17 protein-coding genes are annotated in these 16,467 nt (G+C 39.6%); 13 read left to right on the forward strand and 4 right to left on the reverse strand.

Features of this window, described 5'->3' with window-relative positions; all coding sequences use genetic code 11:
• The first annotated feature begins 83 nt into the window (after positions 1-83).
• The 4 genes from opp3b to ACZ43M_RS08635 are packed head-to-tail and all read left to right on the forward strand — an operon-like array spanning position 84 to position 4,041.
• Positions 84-1,016, forward strand: coding sequence for an oligopeptide ABC transporter permease (gene opp3b / locus ACZ43M_RS08620; protein ID WP_464506996.1), 933 nt, complete (start codon positions 84-86; stop codon positions 1,014-1,016).
• Positions 1,013-2,041, forward strand: coding sequence for an oligopeptide ABC transporter permease (gene opp3C, locus ACZ43M_RS08625; RefSeq protein WP_464506997.1), 1,029 nt, complete (start codon positions 1,013-1,015; stop codon positions 2,039-2,041). Before opp3b ends, opp3C begins: the two co-directional genes overlap by 4 nt.
• 17 nt (positions 2,042-2,058) lie before the next feature.
• The gene (locus ACZ43M_RS08630; protein ID WP_464507990.1) at positions 2,059-3,102 is read left to right on the forward strand and encodes an ABC transporter ATP-binding protein; all 1,044 of its coding nucleotides are present in this window, start codon (positions 2,059-2,061) and stop codon (positions 3,100-3,102) included.
• The gene (locus tag ACZ43M_RS08635) at positions 3,103-4,041 is read left to right on the forward strand and encodes an ABC transporter ATP-binding protein (RefSeq protein WP_464506998.1); all 939 of its coding nucleotides are present in this window, start codon (positions 3,103-3,105) and stop codon (positions 4,039-4,041) included.
• 50 nt (positions 4,042-4,091) lie between these two features.
• Here ACZ43M_RS08635 and ACZ43M_RS08640 read toward each other — a convergent pair whose 3' ends face one another.
• A complete protein-coding gene (locus ACZ43M_RS08640; protein WP_464506999.1) occupies positions 4,092-4,277 on the reverse strand; it encodes a hypothetical protein in 186 nt (61 codons plus the stop codon).
• 484 nt (positions 4,278-4,761) lie between these two features.
• Here ACZ43M_RS08640 and spxA point away from each other — a divergent pair, with 484 nt between their 5' ends.
• The 5 genes from spxA to pepF all read left to right on the forward strand — a co-directional run bounded on the left by spxA (position 4,762) and on the right by pepF (position 10,944).
• Positions 4,762-5,157 carry a transcriptional regulator SpxA gene (spxA, locus tag ACZ43M_RS08645; RefSeq protein WP_066317391.1) on the forward strand — a complete coding sequence of 132 codons (396 nt, stop codon included), beginning with the start codon at positions 4,762-4,764 and terminating at the stop codon, positions 5,155-5,157.
• 290 nt (positions 5,158-5,447) lie between these two features.
• Entirely contained in the window at positions 5,448-6,116 is a 669-nt protein-coding gene (mecA, locus tag ACZ43M_RS08650; RefSeq protein WP_464507000.1) for an adaptor protein MecA, read from the forward strand.
• 70 nt (positions 6,117-6,186) lie between these two features.
• Positions 6,187-7,698 (forward strand): cardiolipin synthase, encoded by a 1,512-nt coding sequence (cls, locus tag ACZ43M_RS08655; RefSeq protein ID WP_464507001.1) that lies wholly within the window; start codon positions 6,187-6,189, stop codon positions 7,696-7,698.
• Positions 7,699-7,788: 90 nt separating this feature from the next.
• A complete protein-coding gene (locus ACZ43M_RS08660; RefSeq protein WP_464507002.1) occupies positions 7,789-8,982 on the forward strand; it encodes a competence protein CoiA in 1,194 nt (397 codons plus the stop codon).
• 144 nt (positions 8,983-9,126) lie between these two features.
• Positions 9,127-10,944, forward strand: coding sequence for an oligoendopeptidase F (pepF, locus tag ACZ43M_RS08665; protein ID WP_464507003.1), 1,818 nt, complete (start codon positions 9,127-9,129; stop codon positions 10,942-10,944).
• A 522-nt stretch (positions 10,945-11,466) separates the two neighbouring features.
• Here the strand turns inward: pepF and ACZ43M_RS08670 are convergent.
• From ACZ43M_RS08670 to ACZ43M_RS08680, 3 genes are all read right to left on the reverse strand, one after another.
• A complete protein-coding gene (locus ACZ43M_RS08670; protein WP_464507004.1) occupies positions 11,467-12,360 on the reverse strand; it encodes a ClpXP adapter SpxH family protein in 894 nt (297 codons plus the stop codon).
• Positions 12,329-12,739, reverse strand: a complete 411-nt coding sequence (locus ACZ43M_RS08675) for a globin domain-containing protein (protein ID WP_464507005.1) — start codon at positions 12,737-12,739, stop codon at positions 12,329-12,331. The genes ACZ43M_RS08670 and ACZ43M_RS08675 overlap by 32 nt, the downstream gene beginning before the upstream one ends.
• Before the next feature lie 141 nt (positions 12,740-12,880).
• Positions 12,881-13,462 (reverse strand): CYTH domain-containing protein, encoded by a 582-nt coding sequence (locus ACZ43M_RS08680; RefSeq protein WP_464507006.1) that lies wholly within the window; start codon positions 13,460-13,462, stop codon positions 12,881-12,883.
• Between the two features lie 120 nt (positions 13,463-13,582).
• Here ACZ43M_RS08680 and ACZ43M_RS08685 point away from each other — a divergent pair, with 120 nt between their 5' ends.
• The 4 genes from ACZ43M_RS08685 to ACZ43M_RS08700 all read left to right on the forward strand — a co-directional run bounded on the left by ACZ43M_RS08685 (position 13,583) and on the right by ACZ43M_RS08700 (position 16,457).
• Complete coding sequence (locus tag ACZ43M_RS08685) at positions 13,583-13,954, forward strand: UPF0738 family protein (RefSeq protein WP_464507007.1); 372 nt, start codon at positions 13,583-13,585, stop codon at positions 13,952-13,954.
• Between the two features lie 23 nt (positions 13,955-13,977).
• The gene (yjbM, locus tag ACZ43M_RS08690; RefSeq protein WP_464507008.1) at positions 13,978-14,616 is read left to right on the forward strand and encodes a GTP diphosphokinase; all 639 of its coding nucleotides are present in this window, start codon (positions 13,978-13,980) and stop codon (positions 14,614-14,616) included.
• Between the two features lie 132 nt (positions 14,617-14,748).
• Entirely contained in the window at positions 14,749-15,543 is a 795-nt protein-coding gene (locus ACZ43M_RS08695; RefSeq protein WP_464507009.1) for an NAD kinase, read from the forward strand.
• Positions 15,544-15,557: 14 nt separating this feature from the next.
• Positions 15,558-16,457 (forward strand): RluA family pseudouridine synthase, encoded by a 900-nt coding sequence (locus ACZ43M_RS08700; protein ID WP_464507010.1) that lies wholly within the window; start codon positions 15,558-15,560, stop codon positions 16,455-16,457.
• Positions 16,458-16,467 lie beyond the last annotated feature (10 nt).

The following is a 16,467-nucleotide window of genomic DNA, read 5'->3' on the forward strand; positions in this document are numbered from 1 at the left end:
GTATATTTAAAAGATATACTCTCTTTTTCCCTGTATTGGAATTGTCGAAAAATGACGAATTTTACAAATTAGGAGGTGTAGGCATGGCCAAATATCTTGTGCAGCGTTTTATTTATATGTTACTTACACTGTTCATCGTTGCATCCGTTACTTTTTTCCTCATGAAGCTAATTCCTGGAAGCCCGTTTAATAACTTTCAAAAGCTATCAGTGGTCCAGCAGAACATTTTGTTGGATAAATATAACCTAAATGACCCCGTGCCTGTTCAATATTTCAACTATATGAAGAATCTAGCACAAGGGGATTTAGGCGTATCATTTCAATTTAATAATACCCCTGTATCAGAACTACTTGGAAACCGAATTGGCCCATCTGCTGTATTAGGTGTACAAGCAATGGTATTTGGTGCGATCATTGGAATCTTTTTAGGTGCTATTGCAGCATTAAGGCAAAATACATGGATTGACTACACATCCACTTTCCTTGCGGTTGTAGGTAAGTCTATTCCTTCATTTATTTTCGCCGGGCTGCTCCAATATTACGTAGCAGTTAAGTTAGGGTGGTTACCAGTTATGTTGTGGCGGGGACCGGAATATACCATCCTTCCTACAATCGCCTTAGCCATGTTCCCAATTTCGATTGCAGCACGTTTTATGCGTACTGAGATGATTGAAGTGTTAGGGTCTGATTACATTACATTGGCTAGAGCAAAGGGCGCCAGCTATTGGCAAATAAGCATTAAGCATGCACTTAGAAATGCGCTAATCCCAGTTGTTACGGTATTAGGACCTTTAGCGGTCAGCTTAATGACAGGATCTTTAGTTATTGAAAAAATATTCGCTGTTCCTGGTTTAGGGGAACAATTCGTAAAATCGATTTCCACAAATGATTATCCAGTTATTATGGGTACGAATCTTCTTTTTGCCCTTTTATTTGTGGTTGTCATCTTAGTGGTAGATATTCTATATGGAATTATTGATCCGCGTATTCGTATTTCGGGGGGGAAAGCTAAATGATCAACAAAGAAAACATCATTTCAAAAGATATGTTTGCGCCCGCCCATATCGATCCATCAAAAAGTGAGAAAATTGCTAAACCGAGCTTGAACTTCTGGCAGGATTCTTGGCTTCGTGTCCGAAAAAATAAAGGTGCCGTTTTGAGCATGATCCTTCTTGTGCTTTTCATCATTATGGCCTTTGTTGGTCCGTTACTAACACCTTATGAATACGACGCTCAAAATACAAAGCACAACAATCTGCCGCCAAGAATCCAAGGTCTTGAAAATGTCCACTGGCTTCCTTTTGATGGTACATTACAGAGACGGAATGGCACAGAGTATAACGCCTATGAGGTACGGAAGATAGATGCTTATTATTGGTTTGGTACAGACAGTTTAGGACGTGACCTTTTTGCCCGTGTTTGGAAAGGTACACAAATTTCCCTATTAATTGCGTTTTTAGCAGCGTTAATCGATATGGTTATCGGAGTAACGTATGGAGCGGTATCAGGTTATGTAGGCGGCAAAGTTGATAGTTTCATGCAGCGGATTATTGAGATACTCGTAGGTATTCCAAATCTAATTGTCGTTGTGTTAATGATTATGGTTTTAAAACCAGGTATTTTTCCAATCGTTATTGCGTTAACCATTACTGGGTGGACTAGTATGGCGCGTGTAGTCCGGGCGCAGGTTTTAAAATTTAAAGGTCAAGAATTTGTATTGGCAGCCAAAACATTAGGGGCAGCGGATTCTTCTATCGTTTTTAAGCATATGATTCCAAATATGTTCGGTGTCATTATTATTAATACAATGTTTTCGATTCCAAATGCAATTTTCTTCGAAGCATTTTTAAGTTTTATCGGATTAGGATTACAAGATCCGCATGCATCCTTAGGTTCATTAGTAGAAGATGGTTTCAAATCAATGATTGCATTCCCGTACCAAATGATTATTCCATCGATCATGATTGCATTAATCATGGTATGTTTCAACCTCGTTGCGGACGGTTTACGTGATGCACTAGATCCAAAAATGCGAGATTAGAGGGCAGGTGAATGGTAGTGGAGAAAATCTTAGAAGTAAAAAATTTAAATATATCGTTTCATACCTTTGCTGGTGAAGTAAAAGCAATCAGAGGTGTCAGCTTTGATTTGCTTAAAGGGGAAACGTTAGCAATAGTTGGTGAGTCAGGATCGGGGAAATCTGTCACAACAAAATCAATTATGCGGTTGCTTCCCGAACATAATTCGGAAATCAAAGGTGGAGAAATCCTGTTTGGTGGAAAAGACCTCACAAAATTAAGTGACAAACAAATGCAGAAAATTCGGGGGAAAGAAATTTCAATGATCTTCCAGGATCCAATGACTTCATTGAACCCGACGATGAAAATAGGCAACCAAATCATGGAGCCGTTAATTAAGCATCAAAACATGAGCAGGCATGCTGCCAGACAAAGAGCATTAGAATTGTTAAAGCTGGTTGGTATTCCGAAACCGGAAATTCGTATCGATCAATATCCACATCAATTTTCCGGCGGTATGAGACAAAGGGTTGTTATTGCGATTGCATTAGCATGCAATCCAAAGGTATTAATTGCTGATGAGCCGACAACAGCACTTGACGTGACCATCCAGGCGCAAATTTTAGAATTGATGAAAGACCTGCAAAAGAAAATTGATACATCGATTATTTTTATCACCCATGATTTGGGGGTAGTTGCCAATGTAGCGGACCGTGTTGCCGTTATGTATGGCGGTAAGATAGTTGAAATCGGTACAGCAGACGAAATATTCTATAATCCGCAGCATCCATATACATGGGGATTAATCAGCTCGATGCCGGATATGGAAACAGAAGATGAAGAGTTATATTCAATTCCGGGTACTCCGCCTGATTTATTAGAGCCTCCTAAAGGAGATGCCTTTGCACCGCGGAATGCTTATGCTATGAAAATTGATTTGGAGCAGGAGCCGCCATTCTTTAAGGTATCCGATACCCATTATGCAGCGACTTGGCTGTTGCATCCGGATGCACCTAAGGTGGAACCGCCTGAAGCTGTTAAAAGGCGTCAAAATCAATTTGTTGGCGCAAAGGGGGGGAAATAGATGGCAGAAAGAAAAAAATTACTCGAAATCAAAAATTTAAAGCAATATTTTAATGAAGGAAAACCCAATGAAGTAAAGGCAGTCGATAATGTATCCTTTGATATTTATAAAGGAGAAGTTATGGGACTTGTTGGTGAATCCGGCTGCGGCAAATCGACAACTGGACGGACTATTATTCGTTTGTACGATGCTACTGGCGGGGAAGTCTTGTATGATGGAGTTAATGTTCACGGCAAGAAATCCAAGAAAGACTTGAAGCAATTTAACCGTAAGATGCAAATGATTTTCCAAGACCCATACGCATCATTAAACCCTCGTTTGAAAATTGCTGATGTTATTGCCGAGGGAATTGATATTCATGGTCTTGCTTCTTCCAGACAGGATCGAATGGAACGCGTCTATAACCTGCTTGAAACAGTTGGCTTGAATCGTGAGCATGCTAACCGCTATCCGCATGAGTTTTCCGGCGGTCAGCGTCAACGGATTGGAATTGCCCGTGCTTTAGCTGTTCAGCCAGAGTTTATTATTGCGGATGAGCCAATCTCAGCATTGGACGTTTCCATTCAGGCTCAGGTCGTTAACCTAATGAAAAAGCTGCAGCATGAAAAAGAGTTAACTTATTTATTTATTGCCCATGACTTATCAATGGTTAAATACATTAGTGATCGTATCGGTGTTATGTATTTTGGTAAAATGGTCGAACTGACAACAGCTGAAGAACTTTACCGTAATCCACTGCATCCGTATACTCAATCATTATTGTCTGCCATCCCGGTTCCTGACCCAATCAGTGAACGCACTAGGAAGCGGAAGTCTTATGATCCGGCTAGTCATAATTATGAGGACAATGAACCAGTTGAATTTCGTGAAGTGACTCCAGGGCACTTTGTACTATGTTCAGAAAAAGAGTACAAGCAATATCAAGCACAATCAAGATGAAAAAAGACGATCTCTGCTATTGAGATCGTCTTTATCCTTGATATCAGAAATTATTTTTTCTTGCCGCCAACTTGTTTCCAGCCTGTTTGGAATTTGGCACTTTGATCGACAAATTCAGTGCGTCGTTTTCCACCAAATACCCTTTCACCCAATCCATTTGTAATGGGACCCATTAACGCTGTAATCCCTATGACCAACAGAGCAACAATCGAGAAATCTGTTATGTATGCAACCATGTTCGTCCCTCCATTCGTAGCAATCAATAATTTCCCCTACAGTCTATTTTAAAAGAAATCAACATGGAATGAAAGAGGAAAATAACAAAGGGCAATCTAAGTTAAGTTAAATAATGAATGCGTTTTCAATTAACTGTTTTAAATGAGAATTCTTTCAATTACCCACAAAAAAAGGCCTGTCCAAGCGAATATTATGTGAATGAAAAAAAAGATTTCTATAAATTTTTCAAGAGAATACCCTAAAAAAATGTGAAACTTTTCCGAGACTTATACGTCATATATAGTAGGACTTGTTAAAATAATTGTTTTTTTATGACGTTTAATATTTTTTAAAAAAGGATACCTTTTTCAAGGGTTGTGGTGTATAATTAATGATATAAATTACTTATTTATAATAATTTTAATTTTACATTGTTAGATTAACTTATCTCTATATACTGGTTACCTTATAGATTAGTAAATATTAGAGGAGTGTGAAAAACGGATGGTTACACTTTACACCTCACCAAGTTGTACATCATGTCGAAAGGCAAAATCATGGCTCGAAGAGCATGAGATTCCATACAAAGAAAGAAATATTTTCTCAGAGCCGTTATCTATGGAAGAAATAAAGGAAATTTTACGAATGACAGAAGATGGAACTGACGAAATTATCTCAACGAGATCCAAAACTTTTCAAAAGTTGGATGTAAATTTGGATACTATGCCGCTGCAGGATTTGTTCAAATTAATTAAAGAGAATCCAGGATTGCTGCGCCGGCCGATTATTATCGATGAGAAACGTCTCCAAGTTGGCTATAATGAGGATGAAATCCGCCGCTTCTTGCCAAGAAAGGTTAGAACATTCCAATTGCGTGAAGCGCAAAGAATGGTAAATTAATTGAATAACAAAAGGGCTTCCAATGGAAGCCCTTTTTAAATTGAACCATTTGATGTTTCCTTTTTAATTTGTTATAATAAAAGGAATATCTAATTAAGATATATCCCTTTAAGGTTTCATTAATCCCTGTTCATATGAAAATAGGCAGATGTAGGGTTTTTGTGTTTTTAAGTTTTTTATTTCCCTTATTAGTTTATTTATCATAAAATGTAAGTACCAGAAATGCTTAAGCATTATCTGCTGGGGGTATTTAGTCCCTTCAATATGGACAATGGAAGGGAGAGGTTTAAATGGAAATTGAGCGCATCAATGAGAACACGGTAAAATTTTATATTTCTTATGGTGATATAGAAGAGAGAGGCTTTGATCGCGAGGAAATTTGGTACAATCGAGAACGAAGCGAAGAACTCTTTTGGGAAATGATGGATGAAGTCCACGATGACGAGGATTTTGTCGTTGAAGGTCCGCTTTGGATTCAGGTTCAGGCATTGGATAAAGGACTAGAAGTTTTAGTGACTAAAGCACAGATTTCAAAAGATGGTCAAAAATTCGAACTCCCAATTCCGAATGATAAACTAAAAGATCTTCCTGTTGATGAAAAGATAGAAGAGCTATTAGATCAGCATTTTAATCCGAACTATTCGGAAGACGAGGATTTGCTTGATGAAGAAATATTAGAGTTTATCCTTAGCTTTAGGGATTTTGAAGATGTGATCAGCCTATCGAAGCGTCCTGGACTGGATAATATCGTTACTAAGCTATATCATTTTGAAGGAAAATATTATCTATATACGGAATTTCCGGAAGATTCATTTGAAGAAGATGAAATTGATGACCTGTTAAGTATCCTCCTTGAATATGGGAATGAAACACAGCTGACCATTCATCGACTTCAAGAATACGGTAAAGAAATTATTTCGGAAAATGTTTTTTCAGAGTTGAGAAAACATTTTGGCTAAATAAGATACCGATTTCACATCTGAAATCGGTATTTTAGCTTGAAGTAGGTTTTTTGGTGGGGTGAATTATTTGAAAAACACGGTAAGGGTTGTTATATATTTAGCAGTGCTTTCCGTACTATTGTTTTTCTTTAAGGATCGGTTGGAGAGCGGTGTACTAGGATTCTTAAGTGTATTAATTTCGCTGTCCGTCATCTTTATAGGATTTGTGATTTTTTTAGAAAATCGACACCCGGCCCAAACCATCACTTGGCTGATTGTCCTTGGCAGTTTCCCGCTTGTTGGATTTATTTTTTATTTGCTGTTTGGCCGAAACTATCGAAAAGAACGGATATTTCGCAAAAAGTATTTCCTTGATAAACAGGCCTTTTTGACTGTTGAAGGGGACGATGATCCTAGAAGTGAAGAAAAACTGGAGTTAATGGGTGAGCATCAAGGGAAATTATTTAAACTGGCACAAAAGCTGGCTAACAGCCCGATTTCTTTCGATACTGCCACCAAGGTTTTAACCAATGGGGAAGAAACCTTTCGGCATATTCTTGAAGAATTAAAACGGGCCAGGCATCATATCCATATGGAATATTATATTTTTCGGCATGACCAAATTGGCCAGGAAATAAAAAACATATTAATACAAAAAGCAAATGAAGGTGTAAAAATCCGCTTTATGTTTGATGCAGTCGGTTCCTGGCAGCTTTCAAAGGCCTTTATTAATGATCTTAAAAGCGCAGGTATTGAAACGGTGTCATTTGGGCCTGTTAAATTACCGTTTTTAAATAATAAATTTAACTTTCGCAATCATCGGAAAATTATTGTGATTGATGGAAATATTGGCTTTGTCGGGGGATTAAATATCGGTGATGAGTATTTGGGAAGAGACAAGGATATTGGCTTTTGGCGAGATACTCATTTAATGCTCAGAGGCGAAGCTGTGCGGACACTTCAACTAATCTTTCTTCAAGATTGGTATTACATGACAAATCATAGTTTTTTGACAGCTGAGTATCTATCACCGCAAATTGATGATAAGAGTCATGGCGGAGTTCAGTTAATTGCTGGCGGCCCAGATAATGTACATAGCGTTATAAAAAACATCTTTTTCTCCATGATTGGTTCGGCCAGTCAATCAGTTTGGATTGCCTCACCCTATTTTATCCCGGATGAGGATATCTTTTCAGCGATTAAGGTTGCGGCCTTGAGTGGCATTGATGTAAGGCTGCTGGTTCCAAATCGTCCGGATAAGCGCATCGTGTTTCATGCATCCCGATCCTATTTCCCGGAATTGTTGGAAGCAGGAGTTAAGATATATGAATACGAACGCGGCTTTATGCATAGTAAAATTGTAATTGTAGATGGAGAACTGGCTTCGATCGGTACATCGAATATGGACATGAGAAGCTTTCATTTAAACTTTGAGGTCAACGCTTTCCTGTTCCGGACTAAAAGTGCGCAGAAGCTTGTAGCTGAATATTTAAATGATCTAGAGTACTCGAAACAATTGGACTTAAAAGCATTTCAAAAGCGTCATATTGGATTTAGATTATTAGAATCCACGGCAAGGCTGCTTTCCCCTTTGCTCTAAGAAACTCGCCCGAGAGAGGCGGGTTTTTTTGCTTTTAAAAAGGATTTTGGCAATATTTGTCGAATAATAACTGGGAAAGGAGAGTTGCCAATGTTTACAGCACAAACAAAAGCAGGTAATATCGTCTGTTTGGCAAATGTGCAATCAAAGGAAACGCTAATGAGGCTGAGAAATTATGAAGAGTTTATCTGTCCGGTATGCGGTGAGCCTGTCTTATTAAAATTGGGAGAACTGCGGATGTTTCATTTTGCCCATAAAAGCGGGTATACGTGTCAAGAGGCCTATGAACGGGAAACAATCACACATATGGAAGGAAAGTTTCAGCTATATCAATGGCTTGCAGGCCAAAGAATACCTTGTATTCTTGAATATTACGACAGCAACATTAGGCAGCGGCCTGACATCCTGTTCCATTATCAGGGAAAAAAATATGCGTTAGAATTTCAATGCTCGTCAATACCGGAAACAGTATTTATCAAACGTACGACAACCTATCTGGAACATGATTATACACCGCTTTGGATTCTTTCCAACCACCATCTTCAACCCAATGCTAAGGGGATACTTCCTCTATCTCAGTTTCATTACTTATTCTTACGAACTTCAGCCTCACACCATTCTTATATACCCGCTTATTGTCCAAAAACCAAAAATTTCCATATTGTAAATTCGATCATACCGTATTCCATAAAAAATGCTTTCGTCCGACATTCTCGCTACCCGCTTCAGAAGACAGTAGTAGGAGACCTATTGGAGCCAAATGCCAGCCCAAATTATCAAAGATACACAAGTTGGGTTAGGGAAATTGAAAACTATTCTTTAAAATGGGCGCTACATTCCGGAGCCGGTCATCATGTGTTTCTGCAAGAGCTTTATAAACATCAACTTAATCTCTTTTTATTGCCCCCAGAACTCGGCCTGCCTTTGACCCACTCCTTTTACATTACCACTGCGCCGATCATTTGGCAGACCTATCTTTATCTTGATCTCATTGCGAATAAGAATCCCGGCGATCCCATCACAATAAAAGAAGTAATCTGGAGGTTAAATAAACGAATAAGCACAAAAGAAATTATACCTCGGCATTTGCCTCAGTTGGAAAGGCCAGATCCAATGGTTCCAGTCCTGGAGTATTTCCAGCAACTTATTGCGTTCGGTATTCTTACAAGAAAAAGTGCGACTGTTTGTCAAATATCCCGGAAAATCAATATTCCTAAGTCCAATCGAGAAAAGGAAGAGGCAAAACAAATTTTCCAACAAAAGAATAAGCAGTTTTTAATTTAGAGATAAATGAATACAAGTCAATGGGCATAATATAGGAAACTGCATAACATTTTTTAAGCATAATGAAGGAAATAGATTGAATAAAAAGAATATAATGAAATAGTACTACATTTTTAATGATGAATTGGAATGGAGGGTTTGAAAATGGCAAATGAAGCTGCTGTAAAATCATTGCCGGCAAGAAGTGAAATACCTGTTGAAGATACGTGGAAATTAGAAGATATTTTTGCCAGCGACGAGCAATGGGAAAAAGAATTTCAAGAGGTGAAGAACTTAATCCCTGGAATTAAAGAATTTGAAGGGAAGCTGGGGACCAGTTCTGAAACTCTATACCAAGCACTTCAGTTCCAAGATCACCTAATGGAACGGCTAGGCAAACTATATACATATTCCCACATGAGATATGACCAGGATACAACCAATTCCTTTTACCAGGGGCTGGATGATCGGATAAAAAATCTTTACTCGCAGGCAGCGAGTCAACTGGCCTTTATTGTACCTGAATTGCTGTCTATTGAGGAAACCCAATTGAATGGCTTTCTAACAGAAAAGCCCGAGTTAAAGCTTTATGAGCATGCTTTAGAGGAAATTAACCTGCAACGGCCGCATGTACTGAGCGCAGAACAGGAAGCACTGCTAGCCGAAGCTGGCGAAGTGATGAATGCCTCGAGCAACACGTTTGGCATGTTAAATAATGCTGATTTGGAATTCCCATCCATTAAGGACGAGAACGGGGAAGAAGTGGAGATCACCCACGGCCGCTACATTCGTTTCTTGGAGAGTGAAGACCAGCGTGTAAGAAGGGATGCCTTTAAGGCAGTTTATAAAACATACGGGGATTTTAAAAATACTTTTGCGAGCACACTGAGCGGAAATATTAAAAAGGACAATTTCTACGCAAGAGTCAGGAACTATGATTCTGCCCGTCATTCCGCGCTGGCGGCAAATAATATTCCAGAGTCGGTTTACGAAACACTAGTCAATACAGTAAATGAAAACCTCCATCTTCTGCATCGTTATGTCAAGCTTCGCAAAAAGGTGTTAGGGTTGGATGAACTCCATATGTATGACCTTTATACTCCGCTTGTTAAAGACGTAAAGATGGAAATTAAATATGAGGAAGCAAAAGATTTGGTCATTAAAGGCCTGGAACCGCTTGGTGAAGAGTATTCCGGTATTTTAAAGGAAGGCTTCGAAAATCGCTGGGTTGATGTCCATGAGAATAAGGGTAAGCGCAGCGGAGCCTATTCCTCAGGAGCGTATGGAACCCATCCGTATATCCTGATGAACTGGCAGGATAATGTCAATAACTTATTTACACTAGCTCATGAATTCGGCCATTCCGTGCATAGTTACTATACTCGGAAGACTCAGGCCTTTCCATATGGTGATTATTCGATTTTTGTGGCTGAAGTGGCTTCTACCTGTAATGAAGCACTGCTTAATCATTATCTCTTAAAAACCATCGATGATGAACAGAAACGAATTTATCTGTTAAATCATTATTTAGAGGGCTTTAGAGGGACGGTGTTCCGCCAAACCATGTTCGCGGAATTCGAGCATCTCATCCACCAAAAAGCACAAAATAATGAAGCGCTGACTGCGGACGCATTAACACAACTTTACTATGACCTGAATAAAAAATATTTTGGCGAAGAGGATATTGTGATTGATGAAGAAATTGGCTTGGAATGGGCAAGAATTCCACACTTTTATTACAACTATTATGTTTATCAATATGCTACCGGTTTTAGTGCGGCCACCGCGTTAAGCAAGCAAATCCTGGAGGAAGGCGAGCCTGCGATTAAACGTTATATTGAATTCCTCAGTGCCGGAAGCTCTGATTACCCAATCGAGGTACTTAAAAAAGCCGGTGTCGATATGACAAGCGCTGACCCAATTAAGAATGCATGTAAAGTATTTGAAGAAAAACTGAATGAACTTGAACAGCTTTTATCATAAAGAAAGGGATGGCGTCAAAGTGGCGCCATCCTTTTAAAATCCCTTAAATCTTTTTCTGTCGTTAATCAACACAATTGGAATAAAAATAGCGATTAATAGAAGAGGTATACTGATGAACAACGGGAAAATCTTCATTAAAGCCAATAGATGAAGGAAGAAAGCTATGATAAAAAACAGTACAACTAATACGCTTGAAAACTTTTTCAATATAATTTCACCTCTTTGTAGAATCCTTTTTAAAACTTCTTTATAACATGTCTATTGTCGATTTTGTGAAAGTATGATTATTTGACAATATTGTGAAACAAGACACAAGGATATTGTCATGAACTTGCACCCCGTGCTATATTAAATACGTGAAGTTGATCACAACAAACATATACCCCTTTGTTTGACCGTGAAAAATTTCTCCCATCCCCTTTGTTCGTATTAATAGAAAAATGCCTTGCAGCGGAAACTGCAAGGCATTTTCGTTTTTACGGAATAATAACAAAAATGCCGGACATCTATGCCGGCATTTATCTATTCATCAATGTACCGCCAAAATGTTCCGTATTTTGCCGGGATTTGTTCAACCACTTGCTTTAGGACCAACTTTTTCATTTCCCGCTCAATTTGGGATACCGTCATGTTATAAACAACCGCTATTTCTTTTGAAGCGACAAACCTGAATATCTTCAGGAAGTTCTCCAATGGTGGAGGGGATGATTTAACTGGCACCTCAGTCAACATTTCCTCTAGGATTTGTACATACACTTCATACGGGTAACTGCCAGTAATCTTAATTCCCTCATCCTCGACATTTTCATTAAAAAAGACAAGAGTCGGGATTTCATGGACATCCATTTCGGAAGTGATTTGCAAATCATTTTGAAAGGCCTTCGCCGCTGAATCCGAATGTATATCTTTGAGGAATTCTTCCACATCAAGTCCAGCATTTTCGGCGCAGGCCTTTAATACTTCCATTCTTGAAATATTTTGCTTTTCTAAGAATAACAGTTCCTGCACTCTGCGTAAAAAGCGGATACCTGCACGTCTTCCTTGAAGTTCGGCAGCTTTTATAGCAATTGAAACGTTATAAGGAGCGTCGACAGGATTTTTCTGCCACAGGCTGCCATCACATGACATTCCTGACCTGCTAGCCGTTTTTTCCCATAGTTCAGCCAAACTTTCGTAATTTTTCTTTTTGCTAAGATTTAAATCTGCCAATCTTCCACTTAAAATATGCTTTAGCGAAAAGTATCGTCCGTATTCAATCTGAAGTTTCTTCAAGTTGGGTTCAAGGGCCCAGCATTCCGGACATAACGGGTCAATAAACATGTAGATTTCAAGCGGTTTTTTATCACCGCCGCTGCAATGATGCTTTGAACCTTGAGACCAGAAATTATTCACGGCTTTCACCCATATCTTGTTCATTGTCTGGCGTATTAATCATATGTTGAGCCGTTAAATAAAGGCGGGAATAAAATTCGTTCCTCAAGCTGCCTGATAATCCAACCTCATCCATTGCTTGGGACATGCAGGAAAGCCATGCTTTTGAACGAGTTGGCGTGACTGGAAATGGCAGATGGCGGGCACGCATCATCGGATGACCGTGTTCCTCGGTATATAACGGCGGTCCGCCTAAATACTGGGTTAAAAATTGCTTCTGTTTGCGGGTGATTTCCGTAAAATCATTCGGGAAAATCGGAGCAAGATCAGGATGTTGTGCAACAAGGCCATAAAATGTTTCAACCAGACGATGGAGGGTTTCTTCCCCAATGGCCTCAAAAGGTGTTACGCTTTTCTTAATCATGTTGACAACTCCTCTAATTACTTTATAACAATTTTTTACAAAGCCTTCTATAATATCACTGTTTGTTTTATTTTATCAATGCCCATTTCATATCTCAAATTTCTTGCCTTGAAATAGTAGTTTCTCACCATATTTACAATATTAATCTGCGTATTTTTGCTCGTAAAACCGGCGAATCTTGTTTTTGGTTTTCCGAGTCGGTATGCCAAAGCTCTTAAGTAACGATAAAAAACTATTTTTACCATGCTCTTCGTCATTTACCTCAAGCTCTAGTTCATAATCCTCAGTATTTAGATAAAGGCTGTGGTCAAGAACAAGCAGTCCCTTATTATAATCTACTTCTACACGGTTTGTAATCATGGAACCAAAGTACCCGAGATTTGAAAAAGGAATTCCCAACTTTTCGATTATTTGCTGGATTTCCCCTGTTGGTAGCTTGTTAAACTGTATAGCTTTAAGGGCCTCCTCTTCACTTAATGGCTGATTTGTCTCGAGCAGTCCAACATCTGCTGGTTGCTTTAAGGTCATTTCATACCCATTCGGCTTCTTCCTGATCCTGAGAGCGGAACCAAGTGATTTTAAGGCAAATTCACTACTATCGAAATAGTGGTTTTCCTGAGAAAAAATCTGCCTTTTGTCGATGTTAAATTCGTTGAGCAATTTTTCGTATTCATCTTTTGTAAGCATATTTTTGAATTCTATTTCAATGTTTTGTGACATCATTATGTTCCTTTCGAGGGTTTCATTTCTACATTATCTCATTTTAAAATCAAACTGCAATCCTTGGGAGAAAGGGTGTAATTATGCTAAAATAGGGAGGAAGATGGAGGTGCGCAGCTGAAAATGATGAAGAAGAAACGTATAACTGTAGAGAAGGCGGATATTACTGCCAACAAGCTGCTGATTATTGGAGATGAAACACTTAAAGATCTGCAACCAGCGGGACAGATTCTCGTCGATTCAGATAACTTTTCCTTTATTTACTTAATGGAGGGGCAAGTTGAGTATACATATATCGTTTTACCTGAAGGGATATGGCCGATATTGAAAAAAGCACTTGATGAGGCTTTGCCAGTATATATTACATATGAAGATGTACATATACAGTTAAGTGATTTTCTTGAAGAATTGGACTATGTGATTAGCAACATTAAAGGAAATAGCAATTATGGCAAAGAAATGGTTGCGAAAGTTGAAGAGATTTTTCATTCTTAATTTGTTATCGTTGAGGTGTAGTCATGAAGCATTGGGATCAATTTTTGGCACCATATAAACAGGCCGTTAATGAGTTGAAAATAAAATTAAAAGGGATGAGAGGGCAATTCGAACTCGATTCTAGCCATTCACCAATCGAATTTGTGACCGGCAGGGTTAAACCGATTGCCAGCATCCTTGATAAGGCCAATCAAAAAGGCATCCCGCTTGACAAACTGGAAGAAGAAATGCAGGATATTGCCGGCATGCGAATCATGTGTCAGTTTGTCGAAGATATCCGCCGTGTTGTGGGATTATTAAGAAAGCGCAATGATTTTGAAATTGTCGAAGAAAGAGATTATATTTCCCATGAAAAGACCAGTGGGTATCGTTCTTATCATGTCGTCATCGCCTATCCTGTTCAAACCATACATGGCGAAAAGAAGATTTTAGCCGAAATTCAAATCAGAACCTTGGCTATGAATTTTTGGGCCACAATTGAGCACTCACTTAATTATAAATATAAGGGTGCATTTCCTGCCGATATCAGAATGCGGCTGCAGCGAGCTGCTGAGGCTGCCTTCCAACTAGATAAGGAAATGTCGTTAATTCGTGGTGAGATTCAAGAGGCCCAGGCCTTTTTTTCAAGAAAGAAAGAATTGACCGGGGAAGAAAATAAATGAAAACTCGCGGACTGGCAAGTCCGTTAGGACGAAGACAGAGGCGTAGTTGAATTTATGCGCGCGAAGCTGAGATGAAAAATTCTGATTAGCCAAATGAAAAGCGGAAGCATACCAAAATAAGGGGTTATCGAGATGAAGTTTGCCATTACGTCTAAAGGAGATCAAAACTCAAATATTTTGATGCATAAAATGAGGACCTATTTACTTGATTTTGATCTAAAATACGATGAAGATCAACCGGATATTGTCATATCAATTGGCGGGGATGGGACGCTGCTTTATGCTTTTCATCGCTACAGCAGTCGTTTAGACAAGACCGCCTTTGTTGGGATTCATACAGGACATCTGGGATTCTACGCGGATTGGACGCCGGATGAAATCGAAAAGCTAGTGATTGCGATTGCGAAAACTCCTTATCAAGTAGTCGAATATCCGCTGCTCGAGGTGATTATTCGCTATTCCCATGCTGGGAAGGAGTCCCGTTATTTAGCATTAAATGAGTCGACTGTTAAAAGTGTTGAGGGCACACTCGTTATGGATGTAGAGATTCGCGGGCAGCATTTTGAACGGTTCCGCGGTGACGGACTTTGCGTGTCAACGCCATCAGGGAGCACAGCCTATAATAAGGCTTTGGGAGGGGCAATTATTCATCCGTCGATTTCCGCCATCCAAGTGGCCGAAATGGCCTCTATCAATAACCGAGTGTTCCGTACAGTGGGATCCCCATTAATCCTTCCAGCCCACCATACGTGTATGTTAAAGCCGGTGAATCGTACTGATTTTCAAATTACGGTTGATCATTTGACTTTACTTCATAAGGATGTGAAATCCATCCAATTTAGGGTTCCAGATGAAAAAATCCGCTTTGCCCGTTTCCGGCCGTTTCCATTCTGGAAAAGGGTCCATGATTCATTCATATCTGATTAAGTTGAGGGATAGTAATGGCAGCAGAGTTTCAATTAGAATGGGTCATCGATGGCAGTAATACCGGCCTTCTCATAAAGGACTTTTTAAGAAATTACGAAATATCGCGTACAGCACTGACCGATATTAAGTTTAAGGGCGGGTGCATTCTTGTTAATGGCAAGGAGGTGACTGTACGTTATAAGCTGCTGAAAGGTGATGTATTACGAATTATTTTCCCTCCTGAAACCCCAAGCTTTCAAGGGGAGGACATCCCATTAACAATTTTGTATGAGGATGATTTTCTGCTAGTGGTTACCAAGCCGTATGGAATGAACACTATCCCGTCCAGGGAGCATCCTGCCGGCAGTCTCGCTAATGCTCTGGTCGGATATTACAATAGAATTAACCTAAGCGCCACGGCCCATATTGTAACTAGACTTGACAGGGACACGTCAGGAATCGTCCTTGTTGCGAAACATAGGCATGCCCATCATTTGTTCAGTTTGATGCAGCGTACAGGAAAGATAAACCGGAAGTATGAGGCATTGGCTGGTGGTAATATCTTATTTGATTGTGGGACAATTCGGGAACCAATCGGCCGTAAGGAAGACAGCATTATTGAACGGGAAGTGCGCGCTGATGGTCAGGAAGCCTGTACCCACTATCGGGTTTTAAGGCGGTACCAAGGCTTTACCCATGTAGAGTTGGCCTTGGAAACCGGGCGTACCCATCAAATCAGAGTCCATATGTCCTATCTTGGCCATCCGCTTTTGGGCGACGATTTATATGGAGGGGATACCACTTTACTGGACAGGCAGGCACTCCATTGTAAGAGTATTACCTTTATTCATCCGTTTTCCCGCGAGGAAATGAGCTTTAGCACACCGCTCCCCGCAGATATGAGTGATTTGATACTGGCTGACCCGGAAAGATAAGGGTCAGCCT

The sequence above is a fragment of the Neobacillus sp. B24 genome (assembly GCF_055381825.1).

Coding starts and splice junctions, on each gene's coding strand:
- opp3b (WP_464506996.1), top strand. CDS start 84: ATGGCCAAATATCTTGTGCAGCGTTTTATTTATATGTTACTTACACTG.
- opp3C (WP_464506997.1), top strand. CDS start 1,013: ATGATCAACAAAGAAAACATCATTTCAAAAGATATGTTTGCGCCCGCC.
- ACZ43M_RS08635 (WP_464506998.1), top strand. CDS start 3,103: ATGGCAGAAAGAAAAAAATTACTCGAAATCAAAAATTTAAAGCAATAT.
- ACZ43M_RS08640 (WP_464506999.1), bottom strand. CDS start 4,277: ATGGTTGCATACATAACAGATTTCTCGATTGTTGCTCTGTTGGTCATA.
- spxA (WP_066317391.1), top strand. CDS start 4,762: ATGGTTACACTTTACACCTCACCAAGTTGTACATCATGTCGAAAGGCA.
- mecA (WP_464507000.1), top strand. CDS start 5,448: ATGGAAATTGAGCGCATCAATGAGAACACGGTAAAATTTTATATTTCT.
- ACZ43M_RS08660 (WP_464507002.1), top strand. CDS start 7,789: ATGTTTACAGCACAAACAAAAGCAGGTAATATCGTCTGTTTGGCAAAT.
- pepF (WP_464507003.1), top strand. CDS start 9,127: ATGGCAAATGAAGCTGCTGTAAAATCATTGCCGGCAAGAAGTGAAATA.
- ACZ43M_RS08670 (WP_464507004.1), bottom strand. CDS start 12,360: ATGAACAAGATATGGGTGAAAGCCGTGAATAATTTCTGGTCTCAAGGT.
- ACZ43M_RS08675 (WP_464507005.1), bottom strand. CDS start 12,739: ATGATTAAGAAAAGCGTAACACCTTTTGAGGCCATTGGGGAAGAAACC.
- ACZ43M_RS08680 (WP_464507006.1), bottom strand. CDS start 13,462: ATGATGTCACAAAACATTGAAATAGAATTCAAAAATATGCTTACAAAA.
- ACZ43M_RS08685 (WP_464507007.1), top strand. CDS start 13,583: ATGATGAAGAAGAAACGTATAACTGTAGAGAAGGCGGATATTACTGCC.
- yjbM (WP_464507008.1), top strand. CDS start 13,978: ATGAAGCATTGGGATCAATTTTTGGCACCATATAAACAGGCCGTTAAT.
- ACZ43M_RS08695 (WP_464507009.1), top strand. CDS start 14,749: ATGAAGTTTGCCATTACGTCTAAAGGAGATCAAAACTCAAATATTTTG.
- ACZ43M_RS08700 (WP_464507010.1), top strand. CDS start 15,558: ATGGCAGCAGAGTTTCAATTAGAATGGGTCATCGATGGCAGTAATACC.